Below are 19,703 nucleotides of genomic sequence, written 5' to 3'. Positions count from 1 at the left end.
GAGGAATTAACATGAGCGACCACACTCAAGACGAAGCGAAAATCCGCAACAAGAAGGACGAGGACGGAGATTCCTTGATGGAGAAAACGAAGCTGGAAAATGGCGTGGATATCGAGCCTGAGGCTGATGAATGGATTGCGAAGCCCTCACCAGTGTCATACGATGATACGAACTCCTCTTCGAAGAAATAAGGCTCTTGCGTCCCAATAGAGCAGTGATGCAAAGACAGATGATCCCTAATCGGGTCATCTGTCTTTTTTACATAGGTTAATTGAATCTAGAATAAACCTTCCATACTAGCTCACGACGGCTGCTTACATCCGTTTTTAAGAAAATTGCTTTCAGATGATCCTGCACCGTGTAGGCAGTAATATGAAGTGCGCTGGCCAGCTCCTTGGTCGAAAAGCCCTGAACAATGAGTTGGACAATTTGTCTCTCTCGTTCGGACCATGAGTACACCTCAGCCATAAGCGGCAGCATGTCAGTTGCTTTAGCAGCCTCGAACCATACGGCTAGCTGCTTCTGGCCCGTATGCTCCTGTCCGCCTTGCAGAAGGGTGGCCCTGATGGTTACCCATGGGGTTCCTGCGTCTGCGGAGGGGATACATAGTCGGGCTGGTGCAGTGGCAGTGGATAGCGCTCGCAAGCATACCGCCCGGACAGGAGCCGGAAGGCTGTCTTCATGGATTCCCTCCTGCTGCCGAAGCAGCTGTAGCCACTGCTCTGCTACTGTATTGGACGAGACCGGTTCTAGCTTATCGGAAAGCATGAGAATCCCTGGCTCAAGTTCATTTTCCGTGATCATGACAGGGGCTGGAGATAAACCGACACTGGCCTGACGCAGATGGTAGGCTATGGACGGTGCTAACGCTTCAAGCAGTTGTTGCTCTTCCTCGCTGAATACAGGCTTTCCATGATGACGGAACAACGTAAGAAATCCCCAACAGCTCCCTTTGTACATAAACGGAACACGTAGCTCGTCCCCGAATCCGGCGGGTTGCAAAACATCTCTATATCGTGTGCTCCGATCCGGTTGGCCTTGTGTAGACCCATGTAGCGTCGCTACAGACTGTCCTTCTCGCACCAAATGATCATAGTTCATCATATCGTCGTGCAGATATTCGTATTCCAGAAGTTTGTTATGAATGTCCTCCACACCCGACTCTGTAAATGCCCCCGTGGAAAGCAGTGTGCGCGGATCTACTGAGGTGCAGCATGCCGCATCGAAAGCAATCTGAGTACGCAAGCGGTCGATTAGGGTGTGCTTGTACGTTAGAGATGAGGGGGCTTTTTTCCCCAGATCAATGATTTGCTGTCGGGCGTCCTTAAGCTGTGCAAATTGCGTGTAGTGTGCGTTCATCACTTACTCCTATCGTGAAAGCTGGAGATTCTCAAGCGCGCTTATTTAAATCCCACATTTATGGGATGGTGGATATTCGTATTGTCTTTATAATTGAGAATGATTCTTAATTAAATCCACAATAAACGAATGGTCTGAGAAGATCAAGGCTAAATGTTGGAGGAGAGCACATATGAGACATAGCCATATTGGAAATACGGACTCAAATCAACCTATGAGCTGGAATCATCCGAATGTGCATAAGTACGCGGATACGATTGCTTTAAAAATACCTGGATATGCTCATTTGTATGAGATGACAGACTGTCTGATAACCGCACAGCTTGAGGCACAGGCTCATACTAGAAATATAGATCCAAATGTGCTAATTGTCGGAGCTGGAGGCGGTCAGGAATTGATAACACTCGGAGGGCGCCATGAAGCAAGGTCCTTTACGGCAGTTGATCCCTCTGAGCACATGCTGGATTTGGCACGTAAGCGTGTGACACATGCGGGCATCAGTTCAAAAATATCGTTTGTTGCAGGTACATTGGAAGAGTTGTCTGGAGAACAGCCTGAAGAACAGCACGAAAAGCACGGCGAAGAGTCATGCAGAGAATCGGTCTATGACGCTGCTACCTGCTTGCTGGTGCTTCATTTTCTTCAGAGCTTGGAAAGTAAGCAGGCATTGCTTCGCCAGATATCCGCTCGACTCAAGCCGGGTGCACCTTTTTGTCTAGCTTCTATTAATGGGAATCCGCAGGAGCCTTCTTTTTCCATCCAAATGCAGGCGTGGAAAGGTCATATGCTGAGTCAGGGCATTTCACTGGAGGATTGGGAACGATTCGCTGCTTCCATCGGTCGTGAGTCAAACCCGGTGTCCAATGCGGCAATACAGGAACTGTTGATAGATGCAGGCTTTACCCACATCACCCGGTATTATGGCGCTTTTTTAGTAAATGCATGGTTTGCGGTTAAAGAGGGAGTGACGACTTATGACAAAGGATAACATCATCATCATTGGTGGGTATGGGCATGTTGGAAAAATTATATGCACGGAATTAAGTGAAATGTTTCCCGGCAAGGTATTTGCAGCAGGTCGTAGCCTGGAGCGGGCCACTGAATTTAGCCAACAATCGAATGGTAAGATACGGCCCTTGCAGCTTAATATTCATGAGCCGGTGGACCCGTCGATATTAGAGCAAGCCAAATTGGTGATCATGTGTCTGGATCAGGACAATACGGCCTTGGTACGTGCTTGTCTTCAACATGGGGTGCATTACATGGATATTACCGCGAATGCGGACTTTTTGAGTCAGGTGGAGCAGTGTCATCAGGAGGCCCGATCTTATCAGGGCACAGCCCTGTTAAGCGTAGGATTAGCTCCGGGACTGACCAATCTGTTGGCACTGCAAGCGACACAGCTCATGGATCAGACGGATGAGTTGAATATATCTTTGATGCTGGGCTTGGGGGATCGACACGGTCAGGCTGCCATTGAGTGGACAGTAGATCAGATTCATGCCGATTTGGAGGTTATAGAACAGGGACGCTCTGTGACTCGAAAAAGCTTTACCGACGGCATAGTAGCAGACTTTGGTGCAGGAGTGGGTCGTCATCGGGCGTATCGATTTCCTTTTTCGGATCAGCAGACACTTCCTCGTACGCTCAAAGTTCCTACGGTTAGCACACGCCTTTGCTTCGATTCGCGCTTGACCACCCGGCTTCTGGCAGGGCTTCGAACGATAGGAGTATCAGGTCTACTCCGACAGAAAACCGTGCGTGATGCAGTGGTTCGCAGCTTTGGCAAGGTACATATAGGAGGGAATGCTGTAGCGGTCAAGGTAGATGCTCGAGGAACTCTCAATGGCAAGGAGACGAAGGTCGAATGCCGGCTAAGGGGGCACCATCAGTCTGATTTAACCGCTAAGGCAACCGTCTTTGCAGCGCTCGCCCTGTACCGTTCAGAACTTCCATATGGTGTATTTCACATGGAGCAGGTTTTTTCGTGGAATCGCATGCAGGCTTGGTTGGGGCAGCAAGTAGCCGTAGATATTCAGGTGAACGGACAGCAAGTATAGAAGTCATACATTCTAATAAAGGACTTTCATATAATCCAAGCTTATTCAGCAATGTATTGCGGATAGGTCTTGGATTTCTTTTCCTATTGAATTACACTAGAAAGAAGTACATATTTTTGGAAAAGACCTAAGGGGATATTTTATGGAAGGCCCGCCGTGTTGGTGAAGTTGAAGTTACAAGCCTGGTAGGCCTCTTGACCAATCCGGTCAACTAGCTAGCTGCTGAGGAGTCGATAAAAGATGGATATCGCTTATATCATAGATTTATTACGTAAACACGATGTGACCTTAGCTCCAGGATTATCCATGCAAGAGGTTGCCGACGTCGAAGGCAGGTATGATATTCACTTCCCGCCCGATTTGAGGGAGCTTCTGATGAGTGTTCTTCCCATCGGTAAAGGCTTTATCCCTTGGAGAGATACATCACCACAGCGGATGGGTGTAATTCGGCAAAGGTTGGATTGGCCGCTGGAAGGTATGATTTTTGATGTAGAGCAGCATATATTCTGGCCTCCCGAATGGGGCGAAAAACCGACAGATTCGGCGGAAGCCGTTGATATATGTAAACGTGAGTTTTTACGTGTGCCCAAGCTAATCCCGATCAACGGACATCGATATATCCCAGAGCAGCCATGTGAAGAAGGAAATCCGGTATTTTCAGTGTATCAAACGGATATTATCGTGTATGGGGAATGTTTGCAGGAGTATTTCAAGCTGGAATTTGGGGAAAAGCCTTATGAACAAATTGATTTTAATGCCGTAAAAAAAGTGCGTTTTTGGAGCAACTTGTGTGAGTGAGTGTCCGGAAGATGAATAAGTCGAAACGAAGGAAGGGGAGCATGATGTGAAGGTGGAGCAGGATTTGGAAGAAATCAAAGAAAGGTTGACTCAGATCGAGACACAACTGGAACAAAAGTCGACCTCCAAGAGAATCTTGAAGTACATGATCATTATTTTCTTGTCTATTTTTTTTCTTTTATTTCTAATAGGAATTATTCAATTTGTTTCAACCTAATCGGTGCAAGAGGATGAAGGAAGGGAGCTATTTATGTCCATAGAAGCGATTATTTTTGATCTGGATAATACTCTTATTCATCGTAAACAGGCGTTTGCGGCATATACAGAGCGCTTTATAGAACGATTTATTGTGGCAGAAGAACCGGCGAGCCGCGCGGCTGTCGTTGAACGGATACGTTTGGCGGATCAGGACGGGTACCGGGATAAGAGGGAACTGTATACCGAGCTGCATGCAGACTTGGAACTGAAAAATCCCGATACGTCAGTAGAAGAGATGCTGGGCTTTTGGTATGGTGAATTTCATAAGTTTACGGTGTTGATGGACGGGGCCAAGGAAGTGCTGTCCGAACTGCGGTCGCGTGGCTTGAAGCTTGGTATTATTACCAACGGCTCACTCCGTACACAGCAAGCGAAAATCGACCGAGTTATGCTGAGGGACTATGTGGATTCTATTATCGTATCGGGCGGCGTCAACATCCAGAAGCCTAATCCTCGAATTTTCGAGTTGGCTCTGAATGAGCTGGACATTGTCGATTCCGGCCATGCCTGTTATGTAGGCGATCACCCGACAAATGATATTCGTGGTGCACAAAGTGCAGGATTGCATACCATCTGGCTCGAAGGCTTTATGACGTGGCAGGAAACGGGCATTGTACCGGACTATCAGATTGGGAGTTTGCGTGAAATCACAGGTTGGCTGGATCGTCGCAGTTATTCAACGAATAAGGAGGAGGGGGCATCATGAGTATGGAGCAGCAACCGAATCCCATTCTCTTATCGTTCCCTGACCAATTCCAGACGGCACGATTGACCATACGCGCTCCGCAATGGGGGGATGGGGCGGCAGTCAATGAGGCGATACGAGAGAGTACGAATGAACTGCGGCCTTGGCTTCCGTTTGCAAGAAATCTTCCTACGGCAGAGGAATCTGAAATCCGTTCACGCCAAGCCAGACTTAAATTTCTGGATCGGTCTGATATGATGTTGTATATATTTGATACGGTTTCGGGAGAATTTGTAGCCAGCAGCGGTCTGCATCGTATTGATTGGGATGCACGAAGATTTGAAATTGGGTATTGGCTCAGAACATCATGGACCGGAAAAGGCATTATAACAGAGGCCGTGCACGGTATTACGGATTTTGCCATACAGCATTTGCATGCCAATCGGGTGGAGATTTCGTTGTGATTCCAGAAACACGCGCAGCGCCAAGGTAGCGGAACGTGCAGGTTTTACACTGGAGGGGATTTTAAGAAACGTCGAGTATGATGAAGAGGGAAGCATGGTACACCAAATGGTTTTTGCCAAGGTGCGTGGTATTGAATTTTAGTATCCTCACACGAACAGTTTGGAAGTTGCTGATACGTTTGTACGATATTACGGAGGCTTATTATGATTAATTATATTATGAAAAATACAGACAAGCTGGTGTGCATACAATATGACATCAGCAAAAGCAATCTTGCAAGCGCTATCCAAGAGAGGATGCTTTACGAATTTCCAGTAGCTTGGCGGAGATGTCCTAGCATTAGGACAGGTGATTTAGCATGAGGAGCGTTCGTAAGAGCGTCATCAGGAAGGCCAATCGGGAAATAAAGGCGGAATTCCGCTGGAAGGCTCGCGCTGCGTACCTAATTGCTGTGCTGGTCACGATTTTGTTGGGTTTGGGAAGCCGGGTTTACTCCTCCCGGTTGCCTGAATTCGTTGCTGATCACTCTGGGGATGCCTTGTGGGCGTGCATGATTTATTTTGGGCTGAGAATGTTGTGGGTGAATCGTCAATTGTCTGTAGCCCTGTGGGGCAGCTTACTGTTTTGCTTCGCCATTGAGTTCAGCCAGATGTACCAGGCTCCCTGGATTAACCATATTCGGGCAACGACGCTGGGCGGCTTGGTGCTTGGGAAAGGGTTCCTGACCGCGGATCTGATCAGGTACACAGTTGGCATTGTGGTATCCTGGGCGCTGGACCAAGGCTGTCAAAAGCTGGCGGGGATCAATACACGTATAGACAATGACAAACCACTCAAATAACCTGAAAAGCGAGGGTTGCGCTTGAAACAAAAGGGAAAGCGTCACAGGTTGTTCGGTAAGATGATTGGATTATGCGCAGGGTTCAGCTTGTTGTTTGCAACCATACTTATCCCAGGGCAGGCACTGGCCGAAAGACAGCTTGCGGCGCCTCTTCGATTTGACTTTGGCCCTGGGAACGTAGCTGACGGCTACACCCAAGTCACTGCCAAGGATGCTTACACTCCTGAGCGAGGCTATGGATTTACCGATCTTTCCAAAGTGAATGAAGAGGATCGTGGTGGAAGTGATGCTATACGCTCAGATTTTGTTCGTGTTCAAGGATCAACATTTGTTGTCAATTTACCACCTGCGGATTACACGCTTTCCCTCATTGCCGGAGATACTGCCGGAAACACAGACATCACGGTTAAAGCCGAGTCCATCGTCAAGGTAGAACCTACTGCCAAAACAGCAGGACAATTTGTCGAGGCTGGATTTGAACTTGCACTCATCGATGGTCAGCTCGAATTGTATTTCTCAGGTAATGAAGCGAAGATTAACGCTTTGGTTATTACTCCAAAGGATGCTCGAACGGCTGGAGAACACCCTTCGGTATACCTTGCGGGAGATTCTACGGTTCAAACCTATAAATCCGCGATGAAGCCTCAGGCGGGCTGGGGGCAAAAGATTGCTCCGTTCTTCACTGATGAGCCTATTTTTGTGAACCGTTCTATTGGTGGACGAAGCACGAAAACCTTTCTGGTACAAGGGCGGTTAGATGATATTTTACGCAATATCCGTCCAGGAGATTATCTGCTCATACAGTTTGGGCATAATGATGCCGCGATCAACAACCAAGAGCGTTATGTTTCACCCGCGGATTACAAAGTTTACTTAAAAACCTACATCCAAGGAGCCATCCAACGCGGTGCAACACCTGTGCTAATTACTCCTGTTGGCCGCCGGGATTATGATGCGGCAAGTGCCTCGTTTCGGATTAGTTTCCCGGAATATGTGCAGGCCATGAAGGAAACAGCATCGGAGACAGATGTTGCGCTGGTCGATCTTAGCCGCTTGAGTGTAGCGTACTATGATACACTTGGTCTGGAAGGAACACTCCCGTTATTTTTACACTTGGAGCCAGGGGTGTATCCTGCATTTCCTGATGGAGTGAAGGATGATACACATTTTCAGGAATACGGTGCGGAGCAAATAGCTCGTCTGGTAGCCCAGGGGATCCGTGAGCTGAATATTCCTTTATCCTCTTATGTACAGACGGAGGATTCGCAATAAAACACGATTTCCATAGCCATGGTATACTTAGTAAATAAGCTGGCCCTACCCAAAGATAACATTGTTTAGGCTTGGGTAGGGCTTTAATGTTCTGGATCTTAAGGAGGAAGCGAGAATGGCAGTCGCTCAACTTCATAATCTTATTAACGGTCAACTCCTGTACAATCAGCATCGGAGTTTATTTTATATGCGCGAGGGTTCTGTTCTGTTAGGACCTTCATCAGAAATGACGTACTGGCTGACGCAGAGAAGCTCAGAACTGATTCTCATGCTTCAAAGCATGAAGCGCCAGCATATGTATAACGCTTTTGTGAAGGATGTAGCGGCTAAAATACTGTCCCAGTTTGTAAATACCAATCAGTATCTACATTTTCACACAGATCATGCGAGGGAGCTTACGGAGCTTTATGATCGACTCTTTACTCGGATTGAAAAACTGTTCCAGAAGAAATTTATAGATAGAGCAACCCTGGACTTGCTGCTCCAGCAGCATTACGGGCATTTGAGGGATTTTTTAATTCGTACCAATGGACGTGAAATGTTTGCTAAGTATGCAGAGTGTGAGTATACCTTTTGGATACCTTGTGAGGAATATACGCCGGAGCTGCAAGCCAATCTGCTAGGATTGGACATTGCTCGTGTGCAAGAGCCTGTTCTAGACGTTGGTTGCGGATCTGAGGCGCGGTTGGTTACTTATTTACGTGCCTGTGGAATTGAGGCTTACGGAACAGATCGGTTGGCTGAAACAGAAGGTTGTATCACTCGAGGAGATTGGTTAGAGACCACCTTTGGAGAAAGTGCATGGGGGACGATCATTTCACATATGGCATTCTCCAATCATTTTATACATCATCATCTGAAGGCAGATGGTAATATTCATGAGTACGCTCGCAAATATATGGAATTGCTTAGAGCCATTCGGCCAGGAGGGAGTTTTATTTACAGTCCGTGCCTTCCATTTATGGAAGAGCTTTTGGATGCTCGAATGGGTTATCAAGTAGAGTATATCCAGTCATCTGAAGGTTACAGGGCCACGAAAATAACGCGTATTCATTCATAAGCGCGAGTAGTAGTCCATTCATTTGTCAGATTCATTCTTGGAATGGTAGTATAAGGATAGATATTACTCTATTTGGGATTCAGTTAATGATAGAGATTCTCATGATGATAATTTGACACCATTATAGGATGATCATTAGCAGCATGGCTGCACTAAATAATAATGATTAGCCTACGGATAACGGAATTTTCAGGAAAGATTAAACCATATTTTCCTAAAAGCCGATATATGGGAATGAGGCGAGAACATACTGTTATTATACCCGCCCGAAAATGGATATATATAATTTGGGTTAGGAGAGTAGAAGAAGTGTCAGATCTGTATACGAAAAAAGAAGTAGAAGATTATGTAACGAACGTGGTTTTCGAACGACCTTTAGGTGTAAGCATTTCAGCCATTTTATTGATCTTTAATGGAGCACTTCTGTTGGTGACCCAGCTATTGACGCTTAATGCATTAAATGAGGCTTCTACGTTAGTAGGCATTTGTAGGGGCATGTTTCAAGGGTTTATCGCGTTACTCGGTTTGGCAGGGACGACTGCCGGTGTCGGCATGTTATTTGGTAAGAAGTGGGCTTGGTGGCTGGCAGTATTTTATTTTACATATGAGACCATGCGTTATACGTGTGCAATTCTGTTTATTCCGGATGTCCCTCCAACGTTGGGCGGTGTACAGCTAAACCCTGCTCTATACTATGTAAAATATGGTATGCGTATTATTTGGAATTTGTTGTTTACGTTGTTCATGTGTCGTAGTAAAGTGACTGTTTTTTTTCAAACAAGTGAAAGCAACAAGTGGAGAGCATGTATTGTATTATTCTTCATAAATGGAGTGATGGTTGGGATTGGCTGGTGGCTGATAAGGTAGGTTCTTCGATGTAAAGGAGGAGATGGATAATGTCAATGGAAACGTTTCCGATTTTAGAAACCGATAGGCTTCGTTTAAGACAGCTTACAGTAGGGGATGCGGAGGATGTGTTCGGCTATTTCTCCAAGGATGAGGTCACACAATATTATGACTTGGAAAGCTTTACAGAGGTAGAGCAAGCCGAAAAATTTATTCGTTCGATGCTAACCAGATATGAGAAGCAAGAGGGCTTTCGTTGGGGGATTACGTTAAAAGAAGCTCCTGGGCGGATCGTGGGTACAATTGGATTTCATAACTGGCAGAAGAAGCACTCCCGTATTGAAATCGGCTACGAGCTGGCACCGGAATATTGGCGGCAAGGTTTGATGACAGAGGCGATGAAGGTGGTCGTGGATTATGGCTTTCATTTGCCGCATGTTCACCGTATAGAAGCCTTCATTGATCCAGATAACGAAGGCTCCAAACGGCTGCTGCTCAAAAGTGGCTTTACTAAAGAAGGTCACTTGAGAGACTATTTTTATGAAAAAGGTCAATTTGTCGACGCTGTTATTTTTGGATACCTTCGGGAAGAGCATCCTGTGGATCGGTAAGTTTACAAATACCCTTTGTCCCCGTAAGGCTGGAGTCGATCAAGCCAGGTCTGCTCCAGCTTTGCTAGTGCATCTTTGACATCAAAGAACACGGAGTCCTTTTTCTTCAAAACGTCCAGCACTTCAAATTCAAACGAATCTTCGCCGTATTCATTCCATTCCTGTTGTAGTTGTTTGTTCTTAAATCCACCCATGTTCAGCTCAAAACGCCGTCCATTCAGCGACTTTAAATTCGGTGTGGAAGAGACGAAAATTTTCCCATTACGTGTATTGCGAATGCAATAGATTCCTGCTTCCGTTTTAATCTCCATGTACTGCTGCACCAGTTCTTTTCTTCGATTCATTGTCGAATCCTCCTATTGTATAAACGTTGAGATTCAAGATTCCTTCAACCAATATTCACTGCCATCCGGCTTGCGATCCAATAGACTATATTCAATCATATATCTTCGCACCGTGACATAATCGTCATACACTTCCTGTAAAATCGCATTGATATCCTTCTCATGATATATTTGTCCCTTCACAAAACGGCCCGAAATTTCACGCAGCACAATCAGCTTGTGCTTTTCTTGCATTTTAAAGGTCTTTAGGCGTCCGTCTGTCCCATTCGGAAAATACTTCGTGAGTACTTTTTGCCTTTCGTCTTCCGTAATGTTGTAGCGTTCGTCCACCATCCGTGCTCCTATGGGTACTTCTACAATGGTGGGAGCGTGACGGTCTTTCTCCTTTAGCAGCTCCATTAATGTGAGAAATACCTTGGCTTGCCGTTCTTTTTCTTTGAGACCAAAGCGATGATTGCGTATGGTGGATGCGCTACCGATTCCGGTTTCCTTTTGAATATCCGCATCGCCCATGCCTTGATAAAATAATTGGAGCAATCGATTCTGATGATCTGTCAGTCCGGTTAACTTTTTGTCCAGGCCGATCAAATAGTCAAAGACTGAACCATACGTCCGCTCAATATGAAGGCGCATGTACCTCTCGGCATCATAAAATACCCCTTGATCCTGATATATAATGCCTTGCTCATATCGCTGTCCGTCCAACAGGCAAATTACCTGCTCTCCTTGGCGAATATATCCACGCTTCAGTTCTTCGATACCAGCATTCCAGAACAGTTCGGAATGATCCATTTTAGCAAACACCTCAATTAAATGATGATTATTTTATAGACAATATAACATTTTGTTTATTTTAAATCAATGAGTGGGAGGATTCTAAAAGTATACTGGATATTCAAATTCATATAATGTTTAAAAAAGGATGTTATTGTTTTAAACATAATTTATGGCAATTTAAAAATATTTATATATTTTCCTTTATTTCGACAATCTTCGCTATATACAAATTTAATACGACATTGTTATCATATGTAAATCAAAATACATTTTTCTGAAAGAGGGCCAAATATGATTGAATTATAAATTATTTTTAATTTTAGTATTCTTCTAACTAGGCATTACCACTATATGCAGGAGGATGATTTTAAAAATGAAATTTTTTTTAAACGAAATGAGGCAGCGAGGGAAAGGAAAGAATGCTAAACAATTCTTTTTAATCATGCTTTGCTTATTTGTTTTTTTATCTCCGTGGAGCGTAGCTGTGTTTCCTCAAGCAGTAGTGTCAGCAGCATTTACGGGTGGAATACCAGATCTGTATCCACCACCAGACAGAGGAGGATCAATTGGGCCTCCTGAAGAAAAGCCAACGCCTTCAGAACCATCGTCTACACATGAAACTGTAACGTTGTCGGATGGTTCGATTGTACATGTGCAGGCAAGTTCCCCTTATATCAATTTCATTCGAAACAATGTAGTCGTTTATTCCAAAAATCTTGGGGCTGCATTATCGGTTAAATTTTACAATGTCTCGGTATCTTCCAATGCTATAACGGTAAATTACTTTTATATAAATGAGTGGAATGGATCCAAATCCTCAGGAACTTTTACATACTCAGGAATTGTCTTAACCACTCCAGCCAGTCCACACATAAGTTCCAATATTACAGGGATGACGAATCAAAATGTTCTTATCCAATTGGATGGAGTGCCTGCCAATTCTAAAAGCGAGTATAAAATCGGTGTGAATGGTACGTGGACTCCATATAGTAATCCATTTCAGGTGTCTGAAAACACTACTATTTTTGCTCGTTGTACAGATAAATACGGAAACCTCAGCACTGTGAATTCATTGGTGATTAGCAACATTGATAAAACACCACCTGCCCCACCGTCATTTAGTAATAGCCCTCCGAATGAAGTAGCAAATAATATCAGAGTGACAATCAACTATCCTACTGATGCAGCGACAAGGGAATACCGTGTCAATCAAAGCGAATGGAAGGTGTATAACTCTCCCATTGATGTCAATGAGTATGGAACGCGCATACAGGCACGCGCAACAGATAGTGCCGGAAATATTTCGCAAGTCACGGAATCGGTCCTGAATTTGATTAATAGAGCGCCAGTACTGGTTAAGAGCATTCCAGCTACCACGATTGAAATGGATGAGGGAGTCTTAATTAAAGATGTATCCGAATATTTTACAGACCCTGACCATCAGCAACTTCAATATTCGTGTACGAATTCCAACTCAGCCGTAGTCACCCATCAATTGGTCAAGGACTCAAAGGGAAGTACCTCAATACTGAATTTGCAACCCCAAAGCTCGGGAGAATCCACAATAACGGTAATAGCTACAGACCCATTAGGTAAGTCTATAACGCAGAATTTTGTTGTAAAAGTTTTGGATACCAAATATATAGAACAATTGGCCAAAGCTACAGCAACGGTAGTGCAAGCCGAGACAACCCAATTACAAAATGATGTAAATGCAGCTGTAGAGTTAATAAACAAACTTCGTGATCCGGACAAGGGCAAGCTTGTTGAAAGGGTAGTAGCATTACAGAAAATCATTGATGCAAAAGCTGCCTATGCTGAACAGCTAACGACAGCTACGCAGGCAGTTGAAAAAGCAGAAGCTTCAAAATTACAAACTGAGATTAATATGGCCCGAGCTCTAGTAATAAATCTCAATGATGCAGACAAACAACAGCTTAACGACCGATTAGATCATATACCAGCTATTGATGATTTGCCTAAGGATATAACAAGTCCTTCCAAACCTAAGAAATTAGCAGGCTCCAGACCTACGCCGAATAGCATTGTTTTAACATGGGAAGCATCTACCGATGATGTTGGGGTCGTTGGCTACGATGTTTATCGTAATGGTCAAATGATAGGCACTACTAAGGATTTAACCTTTCATGTAGACTCATTAGAACCTCAAAAGATATATATGTTCGCATTAAAAGCCAAGGATGCGGCTGGAAACTATTCGGAGTTTAGCAATAGTGTCAAAAGTGGCTTATCCAGAAAATGTAAATATATTTATGACGCTAATGGAAGGCTTGAGCATATTGAACAGGATGGTCAGGTTGTTTTCCAATATCAATATGACTCTAATGGTAACCTGATACAGATTATAAAAGTGAGCAGCTCCAAATAAATGAGTAATTTAATTTAAAGTCGGGAATGGAGAGAAGAACTTGCGATTTAGAACAGTAAGACGTCATATAGCGATAATCATGATTATTACATTTATTTTTGGCACAATTAGCGGCCTTGTTCCTCCAAATGTATTCGGTGCAGGGAAGGACAATTCGCAATATTCGGCGGATCAAATGGCTGCCCGATTTGGAGTCACATCATCTTTTCTTTCGGAACAATTAAAGAAAGGTTATTCATTAAATCAAATTTATACAGCGTTATATATGGCTGAACAGGATCATATAAGCTACGATCAGGCAGTAGCTTTGTTATTTCCTTCAGAGGAAAACCAATCACAGACTGTAACAAGTGACGTATATAATAAGCTATCGGATGCTCCACTAGATAACCTGATTTCTCATAGTGTTACAGATGATGTTTATCCAACAGTTAATCCTGATCCTACGAATCCTGCGAACAAAGTCACCGAAGATGTATATCAGACGGATTTCCTCAAACAAAGTCTCATGGCGAATGTGCCGCAGCTTCCACCTATTAGAGAGGAAGCGCCTGTTTACAATAAATCTTCATTTAATGAGGCTCCTTATTCTGTTGGCGATGATAAAGAATCGATATCCACTCTATCAGGCAGCTTATCGCTGCAAAATACAGATTTAACGCTGCCTGGACGAAACGGACTGGGTTTTTCTTTGACGCGTCAATATGATACTAATCGTGCTCAATTTTTTGACAAAGGCGCTGAAATTGTTGATAACAGTGCTGCTGTGCAAAATTACTATGTCTACTTTAAGGCGATGATGAAACCTGTTACCAAGTCGTACAAGGTAGCCTATCAGCAAAAAAGATGGATGCAAGAGGACACAGACGGTGATGGGAATGTTGATGTGAATACCTATAATCTTCAGCCGGAAACAAAAGTTATAGGCACATACACAACCTATGAAGCTGCTAGTCAAGCAGCAGGACAAAAAATAACCTATACTACAGCTCCAGAATCCAGAGTAGAAAAGGACTCTCAAACGGGAAAATGGGAGAAGGCTTTTCCTGATTCAATAAAGTACAGCAAAGATGGATTTACGGGAACCTTAAACAAAGATGGACAAGCCAGAGTCATTAAGGGATCTTATACAGGTCCTAGTTTTAAAAATGTATTCGGAGAACAATGTAGTGTTATGAATACGTTCTTTTATGATAGCACTGGAAATATAACACGGAATTATCCAAGTGGTTCGGCATGTGGAGACTCAAAAATGCATTACGATAGGGATTCATATGAGGGGGATTTATCCTTAACAGGTATGATTGTTCCTCAAAGATGTCCTAGCTTTTCTCCTGGTAGAATCATGTGTAGCGAGTACGGAACAGCGTATTATTCAGGAACAGTATACAATAAAGGAACTGCTGATACCCGAGAATGGAGACAAGATTATAGCGGAACCGTTACTAAGCCCGGTTATACAAGCGATATTGGTTATAGCGAGTGGACAAGTAATGGAAAAGGTGGAAGGACAAGAACAGCCTTTACCATGGAAGGATCGCCGCAAATTGAAACGATTGTCTCAGAGGGTCTCGAAACGGCTGTTCGCCGACAGACAGCACTATTTACAACTATTGCTGAGGCTGAACATTACCGGGATTTAATTAACAGCAATCCTCAGACTGAAATTCCGAGTGACGATGGGAATAAATATTATATTGCAGCAGATGCGGACGCTACCGTCTTTGCTGAGATTGTAGCCTATCAACCTTCATTTATTTTTCAAAACCGTACCTATCCTGCTATGGAAGATCAATTGAGCCCTCTTGGCAAGGGGTGGTCATGGAATTTACCTTATGTAGAAACTAAAGAAGGCAAGCAGTACGTACACTTGGGGGATGGTGGCAGCTATGAAATTGAGGGCGACCAGCTCAAAGGTTACGACTGGAAAGGACTGAGCTTTGCTCCTGATACTTCAGTAACAGTTAACGGAGAAAATTCAGCCTATGTATTAACTTCTGTTGATGGAACGAAAAAACAATATTTCTCCAAAGACGGGCAGTTGCTACAAATTGAAGATGCATATCATAACACGATAAAGTTCAATTATGAACTCAATGCTACTTATAAACGCAAATTGCTTAGTAAGGTAGAAGATGCGATCGGCAACTCGATTGATATTCAATATACGGCTACAGACGTTACTTTGTCTAAAGGAAACCGTACAGTTGTTTATCATAAACATACAGAACAAGGTGTTGAATTACTGGATTCAGTGACAGATGCTGCAGGCAGAAAAACGACATATTCCTATACACTAGCACCGGCCAAGTTTAATTTGAGTGCGTCACATCCAGAAAGACAAATCTCTAATCCGTACGCTTTGTTAACCAAAGTCTTTCATCCTACAGGAGCCTCTACTTTGTATACTTACGAAGACCAGCCAGTAAAACGCTATATTGGCTCCAATTCGGTAAACGAGGCATATAGAGCGGTCTCACGTGTAGATCAAATCACATATCAAAATAATCGAACGGAAAACTATAATCAGGAAACGATTCATTATAATTCTGATATGGCTGAGAGCTATGTGAAAGATAATTCGTTCTCTACTGTAACTGACAATGGATTAGTTCGCTCGACCTTCAATTATACTAAAAAGTTTATTAGTGCAGGCACGCCACCACAGTATTATCTGGATCAATCTGTGGTTAAAGCAGGAGATTCTGAAAAGAGTACAGCTTATCAATACGGCAAGCAGGTGACAGGCAAAGCCTATACGGTACCTGTTCCAACCCGCACTTCGTCCAGCAATAATCAAAATGGAGACGTTTTGACAACGGCCGTTGAGTATGATGATTACGGCAATATGACAAGCTCAGTGGATGAAAAAGGTTCACAAACTGCGTACACGTATGACGACAAGCATAGGATTAAAACAGTTACGGAACCGATTGATTCCAACAGCACTGGAGTTACAGAGTACATTCGAAATCCACAGGGGAAAGTAACGCAGGTCAGCGTCTACAAGGATCATTCCGGGGGAGAATTACTACAAAAAGTAAATCACGCAGTTTACGATGCTTACGGAAATACAAAGATTCAGACGATTGCAAATGGTAACAAGTCCGTGACCACAACAACGGATTACAGCCCAGCCTACGATTATGCTTTTCCTACGCAACAAACTGTAGGGGTTACAAATATTGATGGAGAAAAATCTATTGTAACCATTCAGTCAGAGTATGATAAGTCAACTGGTTTAATAACTTCCTCGCTGGATGGGAAAGGTCAGAAAACTGGGTATCAATACGATGCTCTTGATCGCGTAAAGGCTGTAACCTATCCGGACGGTAAAAGTATCCGTGTTGCCTACGATGATCTTGAGAACACCGTAACGGTTACGAATGAGCTGGGGATACGAACAAAAACACGTTACAATGCTTTGGGTTGGAATATCGAGTCAGGGCTGTATGAAGGTAACGATTACGTGATTAAGTCCAAATCAGCTTATGACGCTAATGGCAGATTAGTATCCAGTGAAGATGCGCTTGGGCACCTGACACGTTATGGCTATGACGCTTGGAGCCGTACAACGTCAACAGCCTACGCGGACGGATCACAAGCAGTAGTCGAGTATAATGATGCTCTTCGTCAAGTAACTCAACGAGATGGCGAGCTTAATGAACAAATTCAAATTTACGATAAATGGAATCGTCTGGTGCAAAACAAGGAAAAATCAGCAATGGACGGTATTGAGAAAATAACTTCCAAAGTAGAGTATGATGCTGTAAACGATCAGATTTTAAAACAAACCGATGTCAATGGTAATGAGACTCAATTTTCATATAATGCCTTGGGTGACCAAACATCTGTGACGGAGCCAAACGGTGAAACGACGAAGTACACTTATGATATGCTGGGGAATCTCACTCAGATCACATATCCGGATGGTCATGCCAAGGTGAAGGCGTATGATGAATTGGGTAGAGTGATTCAAACCAAGGATGAGAAAAACCAGGTAGAGAAGCGTTATTTTGATACCAACGGGAACTTATCCAAGAAAACAGACCGCAATGGGAACGTCACTTCATTTGAATATGACAGCCGTAATCGCTTGAAGTCGCGTGTAGGAAAAGATGAGACGGTCAGCTACGTATATGATGCTGCGGGCAAACGCCTAAGTATGACAGATCAGACGGGTACAACATCCTATGCGTATGATCCGTATACGGAGCAATTAGATACCTTGTCTTACCCGGATGGTCTAAAGCTCTCCAATCAGTATGATGCTAATGGGAATCGAGCTGAAATGACAGGACCATTTGGCGAGCAAGTAAACTACACGTATGATCAATTGAACAGATTGAAAACTGTAGGCAATATAAAAGATAAGCCTGTTTCGGAATATTCCTATACCAAAAATGGATTGCTGGACACAACCGTATCTGCAAATGGTTATCGCCAGCAAAACAAATATAATGGGATTGAGTTAGTTGAATTAAAGAACACACGATCTGATGCGGAAACGAACAGCTTTCAATATAGCTACGATCCAGGTAAGAATATTACGAAACGTACTCAAAATGGTGTAGAGGATACCTTTACTTACGATAAGCTAAATCGGATTGCTACCTCCACCGAAAATCAGGATACTTATTCGTATGATGCCAGAGGGAATCGTCTTACGATGGAAACGGAGAGACCTCCTCATACGAAGCCGCGTGAGAACAGCTTTGACGATCAGAACCGATTGACTCAAGTCAAGGTTGACGGAAAGCTCGTAGAGTACCGATACAATGGAGATGGATTGCTGACAGACCGTATACAAGATGGCGCTCATACCCGATACTACTACGATGGGAACAGTGCCCAAATTATAGCAGAGGCTACGATTGAAAATGGAAAACCTACTTTAAAAGCTAATTATATTCGAGGTCTCAAATTAGAGGCTATAGCCTATGCGGATCAAACCAAAGCCTATCCCGTCTACAATGGTCACGGAGATATAATTGAAATCAGGGATTCCTCCGGAGCTTTGCTTAATCAATATCAATATGATATTTGGGGCAATGAAGAGGTCAAGGAAGAAAAAGTTCACAACCCATTCCGGTATTCAGGCGAATTATGGGATGATACAACGGAATTACAATACCTTCGCGCCAGATGGTATGATCCTGATAGTGGAAGGTTTATTAATGAGGATGCGTATCAAGGAGAGCAGAATAATCCGTCAAGTTTAAATTTGTATACGTATGTCCAAAACAATCCATTGATTTATATTGATCCTAGCGGGCATTATATTTCAACTGGACCATTGGAACAGTTTAAATATGAATTAGAACTAGCTATGAAGGACGTACATTCTAAAAAACAGGCCGATTATTGGCTGTGGAGAGAAGAAATAGGTAGTATTTTTGCTCCTGTGTATAATGACAATAACAATGAATTTAAATTTTTATTTGGATTAGCGACCCAAACAAGCCCTTATGGAAATAGTAAAAAGAAGGCGGATTGGGCTAAGAGTTACCTACTAGAGGCTTATAGTGCTTATATTACAGGATATGTTTATGAGTCGTCTGGTCTTGTTGGTACTGTGGGTTCCATGTTTGGACCTAGTAATAGTAGGAGCACAGGACAAGCTAAAGCCAAAATTTTCAGTGCAGATGGAAATGCTGAGTTAAGGGCGACCAGACGGCCTGTATTTGATAAGTGGATGGAGAATGGTGTTGAAGTCGGTGGCCAAGGATTCAAAATGAATCAACATGCTTACAATAGGCTATTTAAGTCAGGTCGCAAAGATATTATGCCAGATGATATCACAACAGCACTTAGTAAAAAGCCAACTCCGGGTGAGCCAGGAAGCGTGATATATACTAATCCATCAACTGGTACTAAGGTCTATGTCAATCCAACAAGTAAAGAGATTGTTGGAGTTCAACCTGGCAGTTTCAAATAA

General features: G+C 43.5%; 15 protein-coding genes and 1 pseudogene. 13 read left to right on the top strand and 3 right to left on the bottom strand.

Annotated features, from left to right (window positions below):
- The first annotated feature begins 11 nt into the window (after positions 1 to 11).
- Positions 12 to 191, top strand: coding sequence for a hypothetical protein (locus ACQW03_RS04260; RefSeq protein ID WP_013309345.1), 180 nt, complete (start codon positions 12 to 14; stop codon positions 189 to 191).
- A gap of 76 nt (positions 192 to 267) precedes the next feature.
- Here ACQW03_RS04260 and ACQW03_RS04255 read toward each other — a convergent pair whose 3' ends face one another.
- On the bottom strand, positions 268 to 1,359 hold the full coding sequence (locus tag ACQW03_RS04255) for a LuxR C-terminal-related transcriptional regulator (RefSeq protein ID WP_071640015.1): 1,092 nt from the start codon (positions 1,357 to 1,359) through the stop codon (positions 268 to 270).
- A gap of 172 nt (positions 1,360 to 1,531) precedes the next feature.
- Here ACQW03_RS04255 and ACQW03_RS04250 point away from each other — a divergent pair, with 172 nt between their 5' ends.
- The 10 genes and pseudogenes from ACQW03_RS04250 (at position 1,532) to ACQW03_RS04205 (ending at position 10,255) form a co-directional block, all read left to right on the top strand.
- Positions 1,532 to 2,347, top strand: coding sequence for a class I SAM-dependent methyltransferase (locus ACQW03_RS04250; RefSeq protein ID WP_441948405.1), 816 nt, complete (start codon positions 1,532 to 1,534; stop codon positions 2,345 to 2,347).
- A complete protein-coding gene (locus ACQW03_RS04245) occupies positions 2,334 to 3,419 on the top strand; it encodes a saccharopine dehydrogenase family protein (protein WP_220030963.1) in 1,086 nt (361 codons plus the stop codon). The genes ACQW03_RS04250 and ACQW03_RS04245 overlap by 14 nt, the downstream gene beginning before the upstream one ends.
- A gap of 240 nt (positions 3,420 to 3,659) precedes the next feature.
- Complete coding sequence (locus ACQW03_RS04240; protein ID WP_220030964.1) at positions 3,660 to 4,217, top strand: SMI1/KNR4 family protein; 558 nt, start codon at positions 3,660 to 3,662, stop codon at positions 4,215 to 4,217.
- A 250-nt stretch (positions 4,218 to 4,467) separates the two neighbouring features.
- Positions 4,468 to 5,181, top strand: coding sequence for an HAD family hydrolase (locus ACQW03_RS04235; RefSeq protein WP_220030965.1), 714 nt, complete (start codon positions 4,468 to 4,470; stop codon positions 5,179 to 5,181).
- Positions 5,178 to 5,766 (top strand): annotated as a pseudogene (locus ACQW03_RS04230) (GNAT family N-acetyltransferase). Before ACQW03_RS04235 ends, ACQW03_RS04230 begins: the two are co-directional and overlap by 4 nt.
- Positions 5,767 to 5,983: 217 nt before the next feature.
- Positions 5,984 to 6,466, top strand: a complete 483-nt coding sequence (locus ACQW03_RS04225; protein ID WP_441948402.1) for a DUF2809 domain-containing protein — start codon at positions 5,984 to 5,986, stop codon at positions 6,464 to 6,466.
- Between the two features lie 60 nt (positions 6,467 to 6,526).
- Positions 6,527 to 7,738 carry a rhamnogalacturonan acetylesterase gene (locus ACQW03_RS04220; protein ID WP_076293766.1) on the top strand — a complete coding sequence of 404 codons (1,212 nt, stop codon included), beginning with the start codon at positions 6,527 to 6,529 and terminating at the stop codon, positions 7,736 to 7,738.
- Between the two features lie 115 nt (positions 7,739 to 7,853).
- Complete coding sequence (locus tag ACQW03_RS04215; protein ID WP_076293765.1) at positions 7,854 to 8,798, top strand: class I SAM-dependent methyltransferase; 945 nt, start codon at positions 7,854 to 7,856, stop codon at positions 8,796 to 8,798.
- 309 nt (positions 8,799 to 9,107) lie between these two features.
- Positions 9,108 to 9,665, top strand: a complete 558-nt coding sequence (locus tag ACQW03_RS04210; protein ID WP_023987734.1) for a hypothetical protein — start codon at positions 9,108 to 9,110, stop codon at positions 9,663 to 9,665.
- Positions 9,666 to 9,694: 29 nt separating this feature from the next.
- The gene (locus ACQW03_RS04205) at positions 9,695 to 10,255 is read left to right on the top strand and encodes a GNAT family N-acetyltransferase (RefSeq protein WP_104495051.1); all 561 of its coding nucleotides are present in this window, start codon (positions 9,695 to 9,697) and stop codon (positions 10,253 to 10,255) included.
- 2 nt (positions 10,256 to 10,257) lie between these two features.
- On the opposite strand, the gene ACQW03_RS04200 is transcribed toward ACQW03_RS04205, so the two are convergent.
- Positions 10,258 to 10,599: a GIY-YIG nuclease family protein gene (locus ACQW03_RS04200; protein WP_104495054.1), complete on the bottom strand. Its 342-nt coding sequence runs from the start codon at positions 10,597 to 10,599 to the stop codon at positions 10,258 to 10,260.
- 33 nt (positions 10,600 to 10,632) lie between these two features.
- Positions 10,633 to 11,391, bottom strand: a complete 759-nt coding sequence (locus ACQW03_RS04195; protein WP_220030968.1) for a DUF2087 domain-containing protein — start codon at positions 11,389 to 11,391, stop codon at positions 10,633 to 10,635.
- A gap of 358 nt (positions 11,392 to 11,749) precedes the next feature.
- On the opposite strand from ACQW03_RS04195, the gene ACQW03_RS04190 reads away from it, so the two are divergent.
- Positions 11,750 to 13,765, top strand: coding sequence for a fibronectin type III domain-containing protein (locus ACQW03_RS04190; RefSeq protein WP_220030969.1), 2,016 nt, complete (start codon positions 11,750 to 11,752; stop codon positions 13,763 to 13,765).
- A 79-nt stretch (positions 13,766 to 13,844) separates the two neighbouring features.
- Complete coding sequence (locus tag ACQW03_RS04185; RefSeq protein WP_441952299.1) at positions 13,845 to 19,703, top strand: RHS repeat-associated core domain-containing protein; 5,859 nt, start codon at positions 13,845 to 13,847, stop codon at positions 19,701 to 19,703.

This window comes from Paenibacillus sp. DRB1-1, assembly GCF_052119485.1.
Classification (GTDB): Bacteria; Bacillota; Bacilli; order Paenibacillales; family Paenibacillaceae; genus Paenibacillus; species Paenibacillus polymyxa_B.
The sequence above is the reverse complement of the archived record's forward strand: the minus strand, read 5'-3'. Positions and strand labels throughout refer to the sequence as shown.